The organism is Aeromonas sp. ASNIH1 (assembly GCF_002934285.1).
In the GTDB taxonomy this organism is placed as follows: domain Bacteria; phylum Pseudomonadota; class Gammaproteobacteria; order Enterobacterales; family Aeromonadaceae; genus Aeromonas; species Aeromonas caviae.
On sequence record NZ_CP026230.1, the window covers coordinates 37,732 to 55,450 of the forward strand.

The 17,719-nt window shown below is 61.8% G+C and carries 21 protein-coding genes and 1 pseudogene; 15 read left to right on the plus strand and 7 right to left on the minus strand.

Annotation, left to right across the window (positions count from 1 at the left end):
* Positions 1-93: 93 nt before the first annotated feature.
* A complete protein-coding gene (locus C2U37_RS24295) occupies positions 94-543 on the minus strand; it encodes a hypothetical protein (protein ID WP_043496671.1) in 450 nt (149 codons plus the stop codon).
* A 5-nt stretch (positions 544-548) separates the two neighbouring features.
* Positions 549-3,437 carry a DotA/TraY family protein gene (locus C2U37_RS24300; protein WP_104453334.1) on the minus strand — a complete coding sequence of 963 codons (2,889 nt, stop codon included), beginning with the start codon at positions 3,435-3,437 and terminating at the stop codon, positions 549-551.
* A gap of 266 nt (positions 3,438-3,703) precedes the next feature.
* Here C2U37_RS24300 and C2U37_RS24305 point away from each other — a divergent pair, with 266 nt between their 5' ends.
* The 5 genes from C2U37_RS24305 to C2U37_RS24325 all read left to right on the plus strand — a co-directional run bounded on the left by C2U37_RS24305 (position 3,704) and on the right by C2U37_RS24325 (position 7,028).
* A complete protein-coding gene (locus tag C2U37_RS24305; RefSeq protein WP_004356341.1) occupies positions 3,704-4,336 on the plus strand; it encodes a ParA family protein in 633 nt (210 codons plus the stop codon).
* Positions 4,333-4,635: a hypothetical protein gene (locus C2U37_RS24310; protein WP_206616164.1), complete on the plus strand. Its 303-nt coding sequence runs from the start codon at positions 4,333-4,335 to the stop codon at positions 4,633-4,635. The genes C2U37_RS24305 and C2U37_RS24310 overlap by 4 nt, the downstream gene beginning before the upstream one ends.
* A gap of 116 nt (positions 4,636-4,751) precedes the next feature.
* Positions 4,752-5,087, plus strand: a complete 336-nt coding sequence (locus C2U37_RS24315) for a hypothetical protein (protein ID WP_011222063.1) — start codon at positions 4,752-4,754, stop codon at positions 5,085-5,087.
* 239 nt (positions 5,088-5,326) lie between these two features.
* On the plus strand, positions 5,327-6,523 hold the full coding sequence (locus tag C2U37_RS24320) for a replication initiation protein (protein WP_104453335.1): 1,197 nt from the start codon (positions 5,327-5,329) through the stop codon (positions 6,521-6,523).
* A gap of 190 nt (positions 6,524-6,713) precedes the next feature.
* Entirely contained in the window at positions 6,714-7,028 is a 315-nt protein-coding gene (locus C2U37_RS24325; protein ID WP_203452588.1) for a hypothetical protein, read from the plus strand.
* 233 nt (positions 7,029-7,261) lie between these two features.
* On the opposite strand, the gene C2U37_RS24330 is transcribed toward C2U37_RS24325, so the two are convergent.
* A complete protein-coding gene (locus C2U37_RS24330) occupies positions 7,262-7,696 on the minus strand; it encodes a mercury resistance transcriptional regulator MerR (protein ID WP_003131969.1) in 435 nt (144 codons plus the stop codon).
* 71 nt (positions 7,697-7,767) lie between these two features.
* Here C2U37_RS24330 and merT point away from each other — a divergent pair, with 71 nt between their 5' ends.
* The 6 genes and pseudogenes from merT to C2U37_RS24360 form a co-directional block, all read left to right on the plus strand.
* The gene (gene merT / locus C2U37_RS24335) at positions 7,768-8,118 is read left to right on the plus strand and encodes a mercuric ion transporter MerT (RefSeq protein WP_003131974.1); all 351 of its coding nucleotides are present in this window, start codon (positions 7,768-7,770) and stop codon (positions 8,116-8,118) included.
* A 12-nt stretch (positions 8,119-8,130) separates the two neighbouring features.
* A complete protein-coding gene (gene merP, locus C2U37_RS24340) occupies positions 8,131-8,406 on the plus strand; it encodes a mercury resistance system periplasmic binding protein MerP (protein ID WP_003131987.1) in 276 nt (91 codons plus the stop codon).
* 71 nt (positions 8,407-8,477) lie between these two features.
* Positions 8,478-10,163 carry a mercury(II) reductase gene (merA, locus tag C2U37_RS24345; protein ID WP_104453336.1) on the plus strand — a complete coding sequence of 562 codons (1,686 nt, stop codon included), beginning with the start codon at positions 8,478-8,480 and terminating at the stop codon, positions 10,161-10,163.
* Between the two features lie 17 nt (positions 10,164-10,180).
* Positions 10,181-10,546 carry a mercury resistance co-regulator MerD gene (merD, locus tag C2U37_RS24350; RefSeq protein WP_000995360.1) on the plus strand — a complete coding sequence of 122 codons (366 nt, stop codon included), beginning with the start codon at positions 10,181-10,183 and terminating at the stop codon, positions 10,544-10,546.
* The gene (merE, locus tag C2U37_RS24355) at positions 10,543-10,779 is read left to right on the plus strand and encodes a broad-spectrum mercury transporter MerE (protein WP_003132004.1); all 237 of its coding nucleotides are present in this window, start codon (positions 10,543-10,545) and stop codon (positions 10,777-10,779) included. The genes merD and merE overlap by 4 nt, the downstream gene beginning before the upstream one ends.
* A pseudogene (locus C2U37_RS24360) lies at positions 10,776-11,441 on the plus strand (putative bifunctional diguanylate cyclase/phosphodiesterase); the annotation flags it as partial. The gene merE and the pseudogene C2U37_RS24360, both read left to right, overlap by 4 nt.
* A 40-nt stretch (positions 11,442-11,481) precedes the next feature.
* Here the strand turns inward: C2U37_RS24360 and C2U37_RS24365 are convergent.
* Positions 11,482-12,411 carry a recombinase family protein gene (locus tag C2U37_RS24365; RefSeq protein ID WP_003150544.1) on the minus strand — a complete coding sequence of 310 codons (930 nt, stop codon included), beginning with the start codon at positions 12,409-12,411 and terminating at the stop codon, positions 11,482-11,484.
* 201 nt (positions 12,412-12,612) lie between these two features.
* Here C2U37_RS24365 and C2U37_RS24370 point away from each other — a divergent pair, with 201 nt between their 5' ends.
* The 3 genes from C2U37_RS24370 to C2U37_RS24380 are packed head-to-tail and all read left to right on the plus strand — an operon-like array spanning position 12,613 to position 16,259.
* Positions 12,613-12,852, plus strand: a complete 240-nt coding sequence (locus C2U37_RS24370) for a ribbon-helix-helix domain-containing protein (RefSeq protein ID WP_003089107.1) — start codon at positions 12,613-12,615, stop codon at positions 12,850-12,852.
* Positions 12,852-13,262: a putative toxin-antitoxin system toxin component, PIN family gene (locus C2U37_RS24375; protein WP_003150546.1), complete on the plus strand. Its 411-nt coding sequence runs from the start codon at positions 12,852-12,854 to the stop codon at positions 13,260-13,262. The genes C2U37_RS24370 and C2U37_RS24375 overlap by 1 nt, the downstream gene beginning before the upstream one ends.
* 3 nt (positions 13,263-13,265) lie before the next feature.
* Positions 13,266-16,259, plus strand: coding sequence for a Tn3 family transposase (locus C2U37_RS24380; RefSeq protein WP_003299771.1), 2,994 nt, complete (start codon positions 13,266-13,268; stop codon positions 16,257-16,259).
* Between the two features lie 12 nt (positions 16,260-16,271).
* Here the strand turns inward: C2U37_RS24380 and C2U37_RS24385 are convergent, their stop codons facing one another.
* Genes C2U37_RS24385 through C2U37_RS24395 form a run of 3 tightly spaced genes read right to left on the minus strand, consistent with a single transcriptional unit; the run spans position 16,272 to position 17,130 of the window.
* A complete protein-coding gene (locus C2U37_RS24385; protein WP_003089113.1) occupies positions 16,272-16,484 on the minus strand; it encodes a GDCCVxC domain-containing (seleno)protein in 213 nt (70 codons plus the stop codon).
* Positions 16,485-16,491: 7 nt separating this feature from the next.
* Positions 16,492-16,767 (minus strand): mercury resistance system periplasmic binding protein MerP, encoded by a 276-nt coding sequence (gene merP / locus C2U37_RS24390; RefSeq protein ID WP_003150552.1) that lies wholly within the window; start codon positions 16,765-16,767, stop codon positions 16,492-16,494.
* A gap of 12 nt (positions 16,768-16,779) precedes the next feature.
* Positions 16,780-17,130, minus strand: a complete 351-nt coding sequence (locus tag C2U37_RS24395) for a mercuric transporter MerT family protein (protein ID WP_003089115.1) — start codon at positions 17,128-17,130, stop codon at positions 16,780-16,782.
* Between the two features lie 74 nt (positions 17,131-17,204).
* Between C2U37_RS24395 and merR the strand changes: the two genes are divergently transcribed.
* Complete coding sequence (gene merR, locus C2U37_RS24400; RefSeq protein WP_003089120.1) at positions 17,205-17,603, plus strand: Hg(II)-responsive transcriptional regulator; 399 nt, start codon at positions 17,205-17,207, stop codon at positions 17,601-17,603.
* Positions 17,604-17,719: the final 116 nt, after the last annotated feature.

Genomic DNA, 17,719 nt, shown 5'->3' on the forward strand with positions numbered 1-17,719 from the left:
GTTTTCGCTGGGCAAGTACGGTGTCAGCGACAGCCAGAAGGATGGCCAGCACTGCGGTTGGAACGGTGGTGTCGATCATGTTCAGTGGCCTCCTTACGGGCTGGGAGAGTCGTCTTCGTGGTGGCGCTGCTGCTGTTTCGCCAGCGCCAGTGAGTGCTCGAACCACTGCTGCATGAGGTGAGCAATGTCGCTTTCACGAGCAAGCAATGCTGGGTCGGTGTGCGGTACGGCGCGAATCGCGCCGGGGGCTTTGGGGCCAGCCTTCATAAGCCGGTTGATCTCCTTCGCGTAGATGTCCGTCGCCATGAGGCGATGCTGCTCAGGAGCTGCTTTCAATGCCGCCAGCGCGGAATACGCGATGACCGAAAGGGCATTGAGTGCATAGGCCAGCTCGCGCTGCTCGCGGAGTGCTGCGTCGAATTGAAGCTGCACATGAGCGATGGCATCGTTCCATCCAGAGTCGTAACCTTGTCGAACACCGTAGGCTTTGCCTACAACCAATCCGTGACTTTCGGCTGTGTATGCCTCATCGGTTTTGTACATAGTCATCACTCCTTGTCCGGCGAGGTTTCGCCGCTATCGGTATCGGTCGGGGGAGCCGAGTAGCGGCTGTCATAGGACTGGTCAATGCTCCCTGAGTCGCCAATGACGCCTTCGCTGCCTGTGCTGACGGTTTCGCCGTGCAGCGACTCCTTGTAGGCTGCGATGCGTGCGTCGGCTCCTTCGGAGTAGGCTGCTTTACCTTCGGCAAGGGCCGTGCGGCCTGATGCGGCGTAATCATTGGCGGAGGCGGTCGCGGCACCGCCAAATCCAGTAACGGCGGCTGCGCCTGCACCAACCAGACCTGCTCGGACACGTTGCCCAAGGCTTGCGCCGCTATTGGCTGCATCTCGGAATGCTGCGACTCCGGCACTGCCGGTCGAGATCGCTGCATCAGTGGCACGAGCTACACTCCGGGCGCTCGCACCTACGGTGCCGGTGATGGCGCGGCCCAGCCCGACTCCAGCAGCATCGCTGACTTTTTGCCTACCGGAGCGGTTATCCGATTGAGGTGGCGGTACAGAAGCATCCGGTGCTGGCGGGGCAACGCCTTGGTCGCCTGCACTCAGCAGTGCCCGTTTTGGCGTCGTGCTACCGCGAACGCCTCCGCCATTGCCAGTGGGCGGCGTATCACCACTGCCATTGCCGGGGAGCAACTCGCCTCCACCGTGGCCACCAATACGTCGCGACGGACTTCCTCCCCCGCTTGGTAGAGCGCCGCTGGATGCCGCATGGGCCATACCACTGCGCATCTGTCCAACTGCTTGCGTTTCGCCGAGGTCGCTCACACCAGCGCCGATCCAACGCAGCACATGATCCGGCAGGATTTGCGGCAGGCCGAAGGTCATGTAAAGCACGGGCAGGAGGGTCAGCCCGAACACCATGAACCACCAAGCAAAGCTCAGGAATGACGCGATTGCGCCGACCGTCCCAGTCGATGTCACCACTGCACCGCGCATGGCAAAGAAGCCCTTGGCAATGAAGTCGATGATCGGATCGCTGACGAGCATGGCGGCGAACAGGCCGACTACGGCCAGCGCCGGGCGGGCGAACAGCGACAGCAGCAGCAGGTAGCCTTGCGATTGGCTGCCGACAAAAGTGCGGTCAGGTGTCATGTGCATGACCGCCCACAGGGGCGCTGCAATGATCGACTGGAGCACCGCCAGAATCCAGCCGACCACCACTGTCATGAAAATTACGTAGGGCAGGCTGGGCAGAAAAACGCCAAAGTAGAAGGCCATCGGTTCGATGTACGAGGCCATCATGGCAAGCTGCTTGACGGGCACCTCGATCACCCAATCCCAGATCGGCGTCACAACCTTGTCGAGATCGAGGCCGGTGCCGACGCCTTTGACGGATGAGAGCGTGCCAGCGACGACGCGCAACGCGGTCGCTCCCGTCTTGATCGCCACATCTGCCGCGCCGATCCCGGCGCGGGCAACCGTGAGGTAGTCACCGACGCACTTCATGCGGTTGAGAGAGCCTCCCATCTGGCCAGCGGTGCCGCAGAGAGGTGTGGTGCCAGAGGTGTTCGCGCCGGTCGCCATCTCGACCATGCTTTCCATCAAGCTGTTGATCCAGAGGCTCACCTTGGCGTCGAAATCGGCGTTAATCGAGCCGATGTTGATGTCGGACTGAGCGTCCTTGGGGATTACGCTGGTGAGGTCGCCGGGGCCGCTGGTCGGAGCCTTGTAATTTCCCTTCGCTTCCGACTTTTTGCTGATGGCCTCAGTTACCGTTGTCACCGATCCGATAAGTCGGCTGGCCGCTGCATCAGCGGGCAGTGCGGACAGCGACGGGGCAGAGACAGAGCCAACCGACTCTGATGTGATGGCTGTGATGCGCCCACGTACTTCTCCGACGCGCTGATACCAGCCTCCAGACATCGCCCAGCCTTCATCCGTCAGTGACGTGGCGAGCGATTGGAATCCTGATTTCACACCAGTTGTGTCACTCAGTGCAGCCATGAGGGCCGCTGCTACTTGAGTTTCCGCGGCATTCACCAGTTCGTTGAACGTTGCTGAATCCACGTTTGACCAATCACCCGAGATGTCATTCGGCCATGTGTTTACCCATGCCTCCAGATCGCCCATGAGTTTGGTAGCGGCCTGAATCTTGGCGTTCTGCGCCGCCACTCGGAGCTGCTCCAGAGCTGCTTCAATCCCGGTTGTGTCTTTTGCGGGCTGGGCGGTGTACTGGCTGATGCTGACAGTGCCGCACAGCGGTTCTCCACCCCCCAAGTTCGTCGTGGCGTTTCGATCCTTGATATGGAAGAGGTATTCGGTGCGCCCGCCATTCGTACTGGTTTTGTCGGCACTGGGGGCTGCACTAACCTGCGCGCCGGGATAAATCTGGTTTGCTGCGCGGGCGCAATAGGATGCGGCGAGGTACTGCTTACCGAAGTCGCGCAGCCCGTAGAAGCTCCCCGGATCATTGACTCCTTGCACGACTCCATCAGGATTCAGCACGCCAATCGCCATCCCGGTCTTGTAAGTGCCGTTGGCAAAGCCTACCCCCCACAGCGCAAACATCAGCACGACAAGCTGGATGAAGCTGAAACCGCTAGCCGTGGGGAGCAGCACCGCGCCCCCGGCCACGATCCGCACGGGTGTCCACAGCGATGACCAATTGCGTCCCATCACTTCGCCATCGTTGGCTGTGTTCAGCGTTCCCATGACTGCGACGTAGCTGACGATGAGCGTGCCCACGATCAGGATGCCGCTATTAAAGAAGCCCATCATGGTCGCGATGACGTTGCTCGCGGCGCTGACGGTATCCGGGTCGGCTCCCGTGACCAGCGCGTCAATCACCGGGCCGAAGATGCTGCGCAGCATATCGACGCTGTGATCGGTGCAATTCGTTGCGTCATCGCACGGAGAAAACGGCATCTGTGCCATCGCTGCCAGCTCCCAAAATTGGTCAAGATGCCGTCATTCTAGGTGTTGTCGCGTATCGCTGCAACGGTATGCAAAATCTAAATCATGGACATAAAACACCGCTGAAGCCCGCATAAATAAAGGGTTTTATGGTTTTGTAGATGGACTATAGACCATAAAAATATTTATTTTTCGTTTCCTTCTTGTGATAGCTAGCTAGCTATCTCTATAATCTCGTTGTGTCTTGTGATAGCTAGCTATCTAGCTCAACTCTGGAGGATGATGACGTGACGATCTTTGCTGTGGTCAATACCAAAGGCGGCGTGGGAAAGACCACGACCGCCGTCCATCTCGCCACGATGCTGGCCCGGCAGGGCAAGACCTTGCTGATTGACGGCGACCCGCAGGCGAGTGCCGCGAGCTGGGCCGCGTGGCGGCGAGAGAACGAGGGCTACACGCCCAGCCCGACGACGACATGCCTCGCGGGCAAAGCGATCCTGGCCGAAGGCAAGCAGCTTGCCAGCGGCTTCTCGCATGTCGTGGTGGATGCCGGTGGCCGCGACTCGGTGGGGTTGCGTTCCGCTCTGTTGCTCGCCCAACGCGCAGTTATTCCGATTGGTGCCTCCAACCTCGATGCCGCAGCCATGACCGATCTGCTGACAGTGGTCGAGCTGGCCCGTGACTACAACCCCGACCTCGATGTGCGCGTGTTGCTGACCCGCGTCGATCCGCGCACCAAGGACGCCGCTGAGATGCTGGAGTTTCTGGCTGAGCAGGAGCTGACTGTGCTGCCGACCAAGGTTTGCGAGCGCGTGGCCTTCCGTCGCGCCATCGGCGAAGGTGCGATCGTGCAGGAGCTGGGCAAGGATCAGGCTGCGATTGCGGAAATGGAAGCCTTCTTCAAGGAGGTGACGGCGTGAAGAAGATGCGCGGAAAACCTGACCTCACAGGCATTGCCACCCCACTGAAAGACCCGACCGCTTTTCTGGAAGGTGGAGCGGGAGATGTTGCCGACAAGGCGCATCGGGATGCTTCCAAATCTGCGGCACCTGCCGCAGATGAGCCGCCCGTGCCGACCGTCCAGAAGCTTTTTCGGATGCGGTGGGACATCGCCAAAGCCCTCAAGGACGCCGCAAATGCGGAGTCAGTACCGGGCCATCGAGTGACGGAAACCGAGATCGTTGAGCGGTTGCTCAAACAGCATTTCGGTATTGAGTGAAAGATAGCTAGCTATCAAGCTAGCTAGCTATCTAATTCCTTATCTGGCAGAGAACGTGGACTCTAGTCCATACTCGATGGAATAACTTGCACGTATGGCGTGGAGGCGGTATAAAGATGGCCATGAGAGAACCAAAGGGCGTCGTTAGCCCAATGACATTGCGCGAGTTGGTCGATACCGGTGCTGTTACAGGTGCGGTGATCCGACTCGATGATGACGGCCAAGGCTTACTGGTTGGGGTTGCGCTCGTCGGTGATGGTGAGCGGATTCTGGGTACGGCGAGGGGGACTGAGCCTCGTTATTTCACCAGTATTGATGGTTTGGTTTCCGCAATGCAGGACTGCGGTATCAATGAGTTCAAGCTGGATGCGAGAGGGTTCGTTTCTCGCGGCAAGAAGGCATCAGCTCGGCGTGGATTTGGGCGCAGTGCTCAAGGCAAGCTGGGCGTTTGAGGAGTTAGAGCTATCGAGTAGCACCAGAGACAAGGCACCGAAAAAGCAAAAGCCCCGTTGGCGCGGGGCTTTGTGCAAAGTTTCGGGGGGCTTGGAGACGTAGAGAAACAAAGCCGGAGGGGCAATCGACTTGGCGGTCGGTGTCTCACCCGAGGGAACCATCACAGGCCCTCATTCTACGTCCCAACCCCCCGGTAGGCAAGTTTTTGCCCGCGTTTTTGCGCGGGCAGCGGAGGGGTATGGCTCGACAATCCACTGTCGCAGCACGCGACGAAGCACCGACACAGCGTTTTTTTCAGGGCGGCACCGCCCTGAATCGCGTGCTGCTTGAAGCTCCGTACCTGCCCCGGTGCTCCGACGATAAGACCGCTACGCGCATCCGTCCTCGTGAGTACGCGATTCGCTATCCCTACATGCAGGTCAATCGACCGGGCATGGTGAGCTGGCTGATCTTCGACCTCGATCACGCAAACGCGCTCATCTGGGAGGATGCGGGCTTGCCAGCCCCCAACCTGATCGTGCGCAACCGCAAGAGTGGCCATAGCCACCTGTACTACGCCATCCCCCCCGTTTGCACGACAGAAAGCGCCCGCTCCAAACCCATCGCCTACATGAAGGCGATCTACGAGGCGTTCGCCGCCCGTCTGGACGCTGACACAGACTTCCACAGCGGGCCGGTCGCCAAAACTCCCGGCCATCCGTGGTGGCTGACATGGGAGATACACAGCCACACGTATGAGCTGGGCGAGCTGGCCGACTATGTGGAGCTGGCCGTGTCCTCGCCGTGGGGTAAAGGGCCGCAGCTCGATGAGGTCAGCCATTCGCGGCACTGCATCTTGTTCGAGCACCTGCGCTACTACGCCTATTCCATTGTCAACCGCGAGCGCGAAAAGGGGTCATTCTCGTCCTTCACCCGCTTGCTGGAAGCCTACGCACATAACCGCAACAGTTTCCAGAAGCTCGGCTTTTCCGGCGACCTGCCCCTGTCCTCGCTGCGGGCCACGGTGAAATCGGTCGCCCGCTGGACATGGGATCGCTACAGAGGCGATAGCCGCTGCCATCGAGGCGTGATGCAGCTCGATAAGGACTTGCCGCTGGTTGAGCGGCAGCGACTTGCAGCCGCACGCACGCACGAGGTCAGGCAGAAGGCCACGGAGTCCAAGGTTCGGGCTGCGTGCCGTCAGCTCCAGCAGAAGGGCGAAGCTCTCACTCAAGTCGCTATTGCGCGTCTGGCGGGCCTCTCTCGACAGACCGTCGCGGCCTATAAGCATGTCCTGACCGAAGTGCTCAAGCCAGCAGTTGTCGCCGTATTGGAGGTGGTCGCAGCACCCAGATCGGATGTTAAGCATGGTGTACATCAGGTATCTGCCCCCCGTGCCTCGTTGGTTGATTTGATTGCCAAGGGGTTGGATTTGGAGCCTCTCGATTCTTCGTAGTGCTGTCTGGGGGGCTTTCGCTTTTGAGTAGCCCCAGCATTTTTTAAATGCGAGTAGCCGTAAGGAGGGCGGTGGGTAACTCGCCAGAGTTATCCACGGGCCGACGCGCAGCGCCGAAGGCGCGAAGTAGTAGCCCTGCCGCCCATCGGGCGGCTTCCCCCTCGGGGTGATGGATGGAGGTTTGTTGGTGATGGCAAAGAGATCATTTAGCCCCGAGCTGCTGGAGTCGCTTCGGTCGATGGTTGTGACAAAAGCTCTTGATGCCCTCGGGCTGCACTGGAAGCTCGATCCGGATTTTCAGCCGGTGAAGGATGCGGCCACGATCCGGTTGCATGTTGCAGTTGGTGGCCAGGTTTTCGAGCTGCTGGTGACTGGTGCCAAGTTTTTCGATACCCGTGCAGACAAAGGTGGTGGCGGTGCGATTGATCTGGCTATGCACCTCTTGCGGCTCGACTTCGTTGCGGCGGTTAAGCGGTTGTCGTCCTCGCGTGTTTCCAGCGTTTGAGTGGTGGATTTCAAGCCTTCGGCGACCGCGAAACCTTGCCGGTTTCGGGCTTCCCGCGTCCGATCTTGCCGGACTGGCCGCGTGGGCAGGCTCGGTGGGCTACGCCCTTGAACCTACCCACACGTAGAGGCTATTCAACAGCATCCGCGTCAAGGGGCCGTGTCCTCGCTGCGCTGCGGGCCGCACCAACCCCTTGACCCGGGGTCGTCTCAGAAAACGGAAAATAAAGCACGCTAAGGCATAGCCGAACCTGCCAAGCTTGCTCCACCCTGTAGTGACGCGATCAGCGGGCAGGAAACGTTCCCCCTTCGCGCATGGCAGGCGCACACCAACTCAGACAGCACGGCCTCCATGCGCGCCAGGTCAGCCATTTTCTCGCGCACGTCCTTGAGCTTGTGCTCGGCCAGACTGCTGGCTTCCTCGCAATGGGTGCCATCCTCCAGCCGCAGCAGCTCGGCGATCTCATCCAGGCTGAAGCCCAGCCGCTGGGCTGATTTCACGAAGCGCACCCGCGTTACATCCGCCTCGCCATAGCGGCGGATGCTGCCATAGGGCTTGTCAGGCTCCAGCAACAAGCCCTTGCGCTGATAGAAACGGATGGTCTCCACATTGACCCCGGCCGCCTTGGCGAAAACGCCAATGGTCAGGTTCTCCAAATTGTTTTCCATATCGCTTGACTCCGTACATGAGTACGGAAGTAAGGTTACGCTATCCAATTTCAATTCGAAAGGACAAGCGCATGTCTGAACCAAAAACCGGGCGCGGCGCGCTCTTCACTGGAGGGCTTGCCGCCATCCTCGCCTCGGCTTGCTGCCTCGGGCCGTTGGTTCTGATCGCCTTGGGGTTCAGCGGCGCTTGGATCGGCAACTTGGCGGTGTTGGAACCCTATCGCCCCATCTTTATCGGCGTGGCGCTGGTGGCGTTGTTCTTCGCCTGGCGGCGCATCTACCGGCAGGCAGCGGCCTGCAAACCGGGTGAGGTCTGCGCGATTCCCCAAGTGCGAGCTACTTACAAGCTCATTTTCTGGATCGTGGCCGCGCTGGTTCTGGTCGCGCTCGGATTTCCCTACGTCATGCCATTTTTCTACTGATCGGAGTTCACCATGAAGAAACTGTTTGCCTCCCTCGCCCTCGCCGCCGTTGTTGCCCCCGTCTGGGCCGCCACCCAGACCGTCACGCTGTCCGTACCGGGCATGACCTGCTCCGCCTGCCCGATCACTGTCAAGAAGGCGATTTCCAAGGTCGAAGGCGTCAGCAAAGTTGACGTGACTTTCGAGACACGCCAAGCGGTCGTCACCTTCGACGATGCCAAGACCAGCGTGCAGAAGCTGACCAAGGCAACCGCAGACGCGGGCTATCCGTCCAGCGTCAAGCAGTGAGTCACTGAAAACGGCACCGCAGCACAACGGACGTCATTGTCTGGCGCCACAAACGATAAAGGATCTGTTGCATGACCCATCTAAAAATCACCGGCATGACTTGCGACTCGTGCGCGGCGCACGTCAAGGAAGCGCTGGAAAAAGTGCCAGGCGTGCAGTCGGCGCTGGTGTCCTATCCGAAGGGCACAGCGCAACTCGCCATCGTGCCGGGCACATCGCCGGACGCGCTGACTGCCGCCGTGGCCGGACTGGGCTACAAGGCAACGCTAGCCGATGCGCCACTGGCGGACAACCGCGTCGGACTGCTCGACAAGGTGCGGGGATGGATGGCCGCCGCCGATAAGCACAGTGGCAACGAGCCCCCGGTGCAGGTAGCGGTCATTGGCAGCGGTGGAGCCGCGATGGCGGCGGCGCTGAAGGCCGTCGAGCAAGGCGCGCAGGTCACGCTGATCGAGCGCGGCACCATCGGCGGCACCTGCGTCAATGTCGGCTGTGTGCCGTCCAAGATCATGATCCGCGCCGCCCACATCGCCCATCTGCGCCGGGAAAGCCCGTTCGATGGCGGTATTGCGGCAACTGTGCCTACGATTGACCGCAGTAAGCTGCTGGCCCAGCAGCAGGCCCGCGTCGACGAACTGCGGCACGCCAAGTACGAAGGCATCCTGGGCGGTAATCCGGCCATCACCGTTGTGCACGGTGAGGCGCGCTTCAAGGACGACCAGAGCCTTACCGTCCGTTTGAACGAGGGTGGCGAGCGCGTCGTGATGTTCGACCGCTGCCTGGTCGCCACGGGTGCCAGCCCGGCGGTCCCGCCGATTCCGGGCTTGAAAGAGTCACCCTACTGGACTTCCACCGAGGCCCTGGCGAGCGACACCATTCCCGAACGCCTTGCCGTAATCGGCTCGTCGGTGGTGGCGCTGGAGCTGGCGCAAGCCTTTGCCCGGCTGGGCAGCAAGGTCACGGTCCTGGCGCGCAATACCTTGTTCTTCCGTGAAGACCCGGCCATCGGCGAGGCGGTGACAGCCGCTTTCCGTGCCGAGGGCATCGAGGTGCTGGAGCACACGCAAGCCAGCCAGGTCGCCCATATGGACGGTGAATTCGTGCTGACCACCACGCACGGTGAATTGCGCGCCGACAAACTGCTGGTTGCCACCGGTCGGACACCGAACACGCGCAGCCTCGCGCTGGACGCAGCGGGGGTCACTGTCAATGCGCAAGGTGCCATCGTCATCGACCAAGGCATGCGCACGAGCAACCCGAACATCTACGCGGCCGGCGACTGCACCGACCAGCCGCAGTTCGTCTATGTGGCGGCAGCGGCCGGCACCCGTGCCGCGATCAACATGACCGGCGGCGATGCGGCGCTCGACCTGACCGCAATGCCGGCCGTGGTGTTCACCGATCCGCAAGTGGCGACCGTGGGCTACAGCGAGGCGGAAGCCCACCACGACGGGATCGAGACCGACAGCCGCACCTTGACCTTGGACAACGTGCCGCGTGCGCTCGCCAACTTCGACACACGCGGCTTCATCAAGTTGGTTATCGAGGAAGGCAGCCATCGGCTGATCGGCGTACAGGCGGTCGCGCCGGAAGCGGGTGAACTGATCCAGACGGCGGCTCTGGCCATTCGCAACCGCATGACGGTGCAGGAACTGGCCGACCAGTTGTTCCCCTACCTGACGATGGTCGAGGGGTTGAAGCTCGCGGCGCAGACCTTCAACAAGGATGTGAAGCAGCTTTCCTGCTGCGCCGGGTGAGAAAAAGGAGGTGTTCAATGAACGCCTACACGGTGTCCCGGCTGGCTCTTGATGCCGGGGTGAGCGTGCATATCGTGCGCGACTACCTGCTGCGCGGATTGCTGCGCCCGGTGGCGTGCACACCAGGCGGCTACGGCTTGTTCGATGACGCCGCCTTGCAACGGCTGTGCTTCGTGCGGGCGGCCTTCGAGGCGGGCATCGGCCTCGACGCGCTGGCGCGGCTGTGCCGGGCGCTGGATGCGGCGGACGGCGACGAAGCGGCCGCGCAGCTTGCCCTGCTGCGTCAGTTCGTCGAGCGTCGGCGCGAAGCGTTGGCCGATCTGGAAGTGCAGTTGGCCACCCTGCCGACCGAGCCGGCACAGCACGCGGAGAGTCTGCCATGAACAACCCCGAGCGCTTGCCGTCCGAGACGCACAAACCGATCACCGGCTACCTGTGGGGCGGACTGGCTGTGCTGACTTGCCCCTGCCACCTGCCCATCCTCGCTGTCGTGCTGGCCGGCACAACCGCCGGTGCTTTCCTCGGCGAGCATTGGGTCATCGCGGCGCTCGGTTTGACCGGCCTGTTCCTTCTGTCCCTGTCGCGGGCGTTGCGGGCATTCAGGGAAAGAGAATGAGCGCTTTCCGGCCGGATGGATGGACGACGCCGGAACTGGCCCAAGCGGTCGAGCGCGGGCAGCTTGAACTGCACTACCAGCCCGTCGTCGATCTGCGCAGTGGTGGGATTGTCGGCGCGGAAGCCCTGTTGCGCTGGCGTCATCCGACGCTTGGACTATTGCCACCGGGCCAGTTCCTGCCCGTGGTCGAATCGTCCGGCCTGATGCCTGAAATCGGCGCTTGGGTGCTGGGCGAAGCCTGCCGCCAGATGCGTGACTGGCGAATGCTGGCATGGCGACCGTTCCGGCTGGCCGTCAATGTTTCGGCGAGCCAAGTGGGACCGGACTTCGACGGGTGGGTAAAGGGCGTGCTGGCTGATGCCGAGTTGCCCGCCGAGTATCTCGAAATCGAGCTGACCGAATCGGTCGCGTTTGGTGATCCGGCGATCTTCCCCGCCCTGGACGCCTTGCGGCAGATCGGTGTGCGCTTCGCCGCCGATGACTTCGGGACGGGGTATTCCTGTCTGCAACATCTGAAGTGCTGCCCAATCAGCACGCTCAAGATCGACCAATCGTTTGTCGCCGGGCTCGCCAACGACCGCCGCGACCAAACCATCGTGCACACCGTGATTCAGCTTGCGCACGGGCTGGGCATGGATGTGGTGGCTGAAGGCGTGGAAACAGGGGTTTGGGGAGCAATGGAACCAAAAACCAACGTAAGCCCTACCAACGCTTTTCGGTGTCTTCTTCCCAGGCGCCCATCTCGACAAAACAGTTGCGCATGTCGGCCTCCTGGCTGATCTCGGTCAGCAGGTCATGCACGCTCTTGTCCAGCTCATCGTCGCTCCGATACGGAATGGTCAACTCATAGTGGCCGGCATCCAGCCGCTTCATGCCATAGGGCTCCAGGCAGTAGCGCTCAATGTTCTCCGTGGCCCGCTTCCGGCCGCGCACGAACTTGCTGTTATTCACCACCGCGAGGCGCAGGGTGACGGTGGCCACCCGCTCGGCGGCGGGCGGCTCTGCCGGCGACGCGGCCGAAGGCTGCTGGTCGCGTGACCTGGCGCTCTTCTGGTACGCGCCGATCTCGACACCACGGTGGCGCAGGTAGCTGTACAGCGTGCTCTTGGAGATGTGCAGCTTCTCGCCGATCGCGCTGACGCTCAGGCGACCTTCGCGGTAGAGGGTTTCGGCCGCCATGGCGGTGGCCTCAGCCTTGGCTGGCAGGCCCTTGGGACGGCCACCGATCCGGCCACGCGCCCGTGCGGCCGACAGACCCGCCTGAGTCCGCTCGCGGATCAGCTCGCGCTCGAACTCCGCCAGCGAGGCGAACAGGTTGAACACCAGGCGGCCTTGGGCGTGGGTGGTGTCGATGGGGTCATTCAGGCTCTGTAAGCCGACCTTGCGCTCTGCCAGCTCGCCGACCAACTCGACCAGGTGCTTGAGGGAACGCCCAAGGCGATCCAGCTTCCAGATCACCACGGCATCACCCGGCCGCACGTTGGCCAGCAGTTTGTCCAACTCCGGCCGGGCGCTTTTCGCGCCGCTGGCGATGTCTTGGTAGATGCGTTCGCACCCGGCCTGTTTCAGGGCATCGACTTGTAGGTCGGCTTTCTGATCCCGAGTGCTCACTCGCGCATAACCGATCTTCATCAAAAGTACTGTTTACTCGACTACGTTAGTAATAGTTGAACTTTGATTAAGCGTACCAGTTATTTGAACCGTAGCGCGGGGAGCTTAACGAACCGAGCCATTCCTCGATAGAGTTCGGCAAAACCTTCGTTTTGTCGAACCATTGCATCGCCCTTTGTGATTGGCGTATAAACACACAAACACCTATTAGCGGAGAACGCTATGAATACCATTCGCTGGAATGTCGCCGTCTCGGCCGACACCGACCAGTCGCTTCGGATGTTTCTGGCCAGCCAGGGCGGCGGCCGTAAGGGCGACCTGTCGCGCTTCATCGAAGAAGCGGTACGGGCACACATCCTGGAGCTGAGCGCTGAGCAGGCCAAGGCCGCTAACGCCCATCTGAGTGAGGCAGAATTGACCAACGCGGTTGACGAAGCGCTCGACTGGGCACGTAAGCGCTGATGCGGGTCGTGTTGGATACCAACATCCTGTTCAGCGCCCTGATCTCGCCACATGGCGCGCCCGATGCGATCTACCGTGCCTGGCGGGCGGCGCGTTTCGAGGTGGTGACCTCGCGGATGCAACTCGATGAAATTCGTCGAGCCAGCCGCTATCCCAAGCTTCAGGCCATCCTACAGCCCGCCAAGGTGGGCGCCATGATCAATAACCTGCAACGGGCTGTGGTACTGGAGCGCCTGACCATCGAGGTCGAAGCCGATGATCCGGATGACTCGTTTTTGCTGGCCATGGCCTTGGCGGGCGATGCGGACTACCTGGTAACCGGTGATCGCCGCGCCGGCCTGCTGCAACGCGGGCACATCGAACGCACGCGGATCGTCACGCCCGCCGTGTTCTGCGTCGAGGTGCTGTGATCAATGCCGGTCGGTTTTCTGACTCAAGAGCAACGCGACGGTTTTGGCCGCTATGTTGATTCGCCCAGCCGTGAAGAGCTGGAACGTTACTTCCACCTGAGCGATGAAGACCGTGAAGCCATCCAGGTGCTGCGGGGTAACCATAACCGTCTGGGTTATGCCGTTCTGCTGACCACCGTCCGCTTCGTTGGCGTTCTGCCGGACAAGCCCGCCGCCGTGCCGGTGGAAGTCCTGCAGGTGCTTTGCCGACAACTGGCGATTCCAGACCCCGACTGCCTCCAGCGCTATAGCGATCATCGCCGCTGGATACATGCCACCGATATTCAGAACCGCTTTGGCTATCGTCATTTCACCGATCCGGGCATCGGCTTTCGCTTGAGCCGCTGGCTGTATGCCCTCTGCTGGACGGGCACCGACCGGCCGGGAGTGCTGTTTGAGCGAGCCACCTCGTGGCTGTTCACACAGAAAGTCCTCCTGCCTGGTGTGTCTCAACTAGAGCGCTTTATCGCCCAGTTGCGCAGTCGGGTCGAAGAACGCCTCTGGTTTACGCTGGGCCGCAGCGTGACTGAGGAACAGCGATTGCAACTGCAAGACTTGCTGACGGTGGCCGAAGGCAACCGCAGCTCCCGGCTGGATCAATTGCGCTCCGGCCCGGTCATGGTCAGTGGCCCCGCGTTGATTCGGGCACTGCGCCGGCTCGATGACGTGCGCGGCATCGGCATCACCTTGCCGGCGGCGGCGCACATCCCTCCCAGCCGTATCGCCGCCCTGGCCCGCTTCGCCAACACGGCCAAGGTCACCGCGATTAATCGGCTGCCGGCGTCGCGGCGGATGGCGACACTGGTGGCCTTCGCACTCTGCCTGGAGGCGACTGCGCACGACGACGCACTGGAAGTCCTGGAGGCCTTGCTGCGCGACCTGTTCAGCAACGCGGAGAAGGCCGACAAGAAAGCCCGCATGCGCAGCCTGAAAGACCTGGATCGGTCGGCCGCGACGCTCGCCGCCGCGTGCAAGGTCGTGCTGGACAGCTCGATCAGCGATGACAACGTGCGCGCCCGGCTGTTCAACGACCTGCCGAGGACCACCCTGGAAAAGGCCCTGGAAGAGGTCAACGCGCTGATCCGCCCGGTAGATGACGTCTATTTTCTTGCATTGGAAGCGCGCTACCGCAGCGTGCGCCGCTTCCTGCCCGACCTGCTCAAGCACATCCGCTTCGGCTTCAGCCCGGCCGGCAAGGGCGTGGCGGCTAGTCTGGAGTGGCTGCAACTGAACCTGCCGCGCCGGAAGCCAGAGGATGACGCGCCGCAGGAGATCGTGGCCAAGGCTTGGCAGAAGCACATCACCCGCGAAGATGGCTCCCTCGACATGGGTGCCTATGTGTTCTGCACGCTCGATGCGCTGCGCACGGCCCTGCGCCGCCGCGATGTCTTCGTCTCGCCCAGTTGGCGCTATGCCGACCCGCGCCTTGGCCTGCTCGACGGTGCCGAATGGCTGGCGGCGCGACCGATCATCTGCCGGTCACTGGGCCTGACCATCGACGCCAAAACCACCCTGGACGCCTTGTCCGTCGAGCTGGATGCAACCTGGCTGGCAGTAGCCGCGCGCCTGCCCGACAACCCGGCGATTCAACTGAGCGAGAACACCGAGGGCAAGACCGAACTGTCGCTCGGGGCGCTGGACAAGCTGGACGAGCCCTGCTCGTTGCTGCAACTGCGGGCGGCCGTGTCTGACCTGATGCCGCGTGTCGATCTGCCGGAAATCCTCTTGGAAATCGCCGCCCGCACTGGCTTTTCCGAGGCCTTCACCCATGTCTCCGAACGCAATGCACGCGCCGACAACCTGGTCACCAGCCTCTGCGCGGTGCTGTTGGGCGGGGCCTGCAACACCGGCCTGGAGCCCTTGATCCGCACCGACAACCCGGCGCTGCGCCGTGACCGGCTGTCCTGGGTCAGCCAGAATTATATCCGCGACGACACCCTGTCAGCGGCTAACGCCATCCTGGTCGGAGCGCAAAGCCAACTGGAACTGGCCCAAGTCTGGGGTGGCGGCGAGGTCGCCTCCGCCGATGGCATGCGCTTCGTCGTACCGGTGCGCACCGTGCATGCCGGCCCCAATCCGAAGTATTTCGGCACCGGCCGGGGTGTCACCTGGTACAACCTGATTTCCGACCAATTCTCCGGCCTCAACGCCATCACCGTGCCCGGCACGCTGCGCGACAGCCTGGTGTTGCTGGCGGTCGTGCTGGAACAGCAGACCGAGTTGCAGCCGACGCAAATCATGACCGACACCGGGGCCTACAGCGATGTGGTGTTCGGGCTCTTCCGCCTACTTGGCTACCACTTCAGTCCGCGGCTGGCCGATGTCGGCGGTACCCGCTTCTGGCGCACGCGCCCGGACGCGGACTACGGCAAGCTCAACGGGCTGGCCCGCCAGTCGGTCAAACTCGACCTGATCGCCGAGCACTGGGACGACCTGCTGCGCCTGGCCGGCTCGCTCAAACTCGGCCGGGTGCCGGCGACTGGCATCATGCGCACGCTGCAAACGGGAGATAGACCCACCCGGCTGGCCCAGGCGCTGGCCGAATTCGGGCGGATCGAAAAGACTCTGCACACGTTGACCTATATCGACGACGAGTCCAAGCGCCGCGCCACCCTGACCCAGTTGAACCGAGGCGAAGGCCGGCACAGCCTGGCCCGCGCCGTGTTCCACGGCAAACGCGGCGAGCTCCGCCAGCGCTACCGCGAAGGCCAGGAAGACCAGCTCGGTGCTCTGGGCCTGGTGGTGAACATCATCGTGCTGTGGAACACCCTCTACATGACGGCGGCCGTGGAACGGCTCAAGCAGCACGGCTATCCAGTGCTGGAAGAGGATTTGGCCCGGCTATCGCCGCTGATCTACGAGCACATCAACATGCTCGGGCGGTATTCCTTTGCGGTACCGGAAGAAGTTGCGCGCGGCGAGCTGCGGCCACTGCGTAATCCAGACGACGACCTGTGATCCCCCTAAACGCTATGAGCAACACCCAAGCTGCTGCTGGATCGGCGGGCACTTCACCGAGCCGAACGAACAGAAAACGCAGCAATCCCCTGGGTTGGGGCGCAGCAGCGCCTTGCAGTTGCTGCACTCGTAATAGAACTGGCAGGCGTCCGTGGGCATGGTTTCCGGCTTGGCGAAGCCGCAGCGCGGGCAAGTCAGCACGGACTCAAGGACAATGGCGCTCATCGTGACCTCACTTCTGCACTGTGGAGGGGTATCCCGCGTTCGCGGTCGCCTCAGTCAGTGCCTCGGGCTGGGCCTTATCGGGATCGTAGGTGACGGTCGCCGTCTTCTGGTCGAAATTGACCTGGACGTCACTCACGCCGGACACCTTCTCCAGCGACTTCTTGACCGTGATCGGACAGAGTCCGCACGTCATGTTCTGCACGTCGAGCGTGACGGTTTTCGGGGGAGCCGCCAGCGCCACGAAGGGCAAGGCGAAAAGCACGGCGATCAGCAGTTTGCGCATGGTTAATCTCCTTCAGTAGAACAGCGGGGCGAGCCACGGCACGGCCAATAGGCCGAGCAGCAGCACGCTGACGATCCAGAACACGAGTCGCTGTCGCACGAGCGTGCGCGGATCGGCGCAGGGTGTACCTGGCGTACAAACCTGTGGCACCAGGTAGAGCTTGCGGAATGCCAATCCCAGGAACAGTAGAGTCAACCCGATGAAGAGGGGGCGTAGTGGCTCCATCATGGTCAGAGCGCCCACCCACGTACCGCCGACACCGAGTGCCAACAGCACCAGTGGCCCGACACAGCACACCGACGCACCGATGGCGGTCAGCGAACTCGCGACCAGCGAGCCTTTCCCGGTGAGTTGCATCCCCATTCCCATCTCCTGAGCCTGATTGCCTAGGTGCTATTCTAAACTCCGTACCAAAGTACGGAATCAAGGAGAAAGTGATGGCCACAGAGCTGACCATTGGCAAGCTGGCAGACGCCGCCGGGGTGAACGTCGAGACGATCCGCTACTACCAGCGACGCGGGCTGCTGGATGAACCAGCCAAACCCTTGGGTGGCCATCGGCGCTATCCGGTGGACATGGTGAAGCGACTGCGTTTCATCAAGCGGGCTCAGGCGCTGGGTTTCACGCTCTCGGAAGTCGGTGGACTGCTGACGCTGGATGAGTCGTGCGCCTGTGCCGAAACGCGAGCACGGGCTGCACGCAAGCTCGCGTTGATCGAGCAGAAGATGGCCGACTTGGTCGTCATGCAGCAACTGTTAGGCGAACTGGTGCAGCAATGTGATGCGGGAGACGGCGGAACGATCTGCCCGATCATCGAGGCACTGATCAGAGAGTAATGCCTGGCGGGTGAGCTGGAGATCGGAAAGCCCCTTTACGGTGGGATTCAGAGCTTACGTTGGTTTTTGGTTCCATTGCTCCCCAAACCCCTAGCTGAACTTTTTTTAGCGGCTAA